Origin of the sequence: Haoranjiania flava (assembly GCF_025631005.1) — a bacterium.
GTDB lineage: Bacteria > Bacteroidota > Bacteroidia > Chitinophagales > Chitinophagaceae > Haoranjiania > Haoranjiania flava.
Genome location: NZ_JAOTPL010000051.1, coordinates 1 through 669, shown reverse-complemented (window position 1 = coordinate 669; position 669 = coordinate 1). Strand labels below are relative to the sequence as shown.

Annotated in this window: 2 protein-coding genes; both read right to left on the bottom strand. The window is 39.6% G+C overall.

The genetic code is table 11. From position 1 onward, the window contains the following. Positions 1-221 (bottom strand): hypothetical protein (locus tag OD355_RS13800; RefSeq protein ID WP_263039080.1); only part of this gene is annotated, 221 nt, incomplete at its 3' end. Continuing rightward, positions 218-628, bottom strand: coding sequence for a transposase (locus OD355_RS13795; protein WP_263039079.1), 411 nt, complete (start codon positions 626-628; stop codon positions 218-220). The genes OD355_RS13800 and OD355_RS13795, both read right to left, overlap by 4 nt. Positions 629-669 lie beyond the last annotated feature (41 nt).

The window sequence follows — 669 nt, the reverse complement described above, 5'->3', positions numbered from 1 at the left end:
AACCCCAGATCCATAAACAATTCTATAAACCGGTCCCGTCCAAGAAAATCCGGCCGTAAGGTATAATACATTTTTTCCACCCCACAGCCAGGGTGTTCACGGCGAAGCTCTTGAGCATCCTGCAGAAGTATGGCTGTTTTCTGATCAACAACCGTTTGCCGCTGCTGATATTGATGCGCAGCCTGTTTGCTGATGCCGATGGCCTTGTAAAGTGCATTCATCGCAAACCCCCTGTCTTTACCGTGCTGGCGGAACCACTGGATGGCGGCGTGCTGTAATTTTTTTTTACATCTATATCCAGTTCATCTTTTGCAAGATCAATCATCTTTTCCAAAAAATCTATCTGAATTTGTTTCTGGCCAACGATCTGTTCAAGCTGTTTAATCTTTTGCTCCAGTTCTTTAACCTTATTAGTACTGCTTGTTTTCATCTCTACTATGCGAATACCTTTTTCATTAAAGGTAGAAAATTTGTAAATCCAATTGTAAATTACAGCATTAGCAATACCATAGAGTTTTTCCAATTGTAAAACACTGAATTTTCCACTCTCAAAAAGTGACACAATCTCTCTTTTAAAATCATCGCTAAAGGTTCTTTGCTTTTTAAGTGCTCGTAAATTTGCTTTCATAATAGTTGACTTTTTTGGTCAACCTATGTCAGGGACGCACA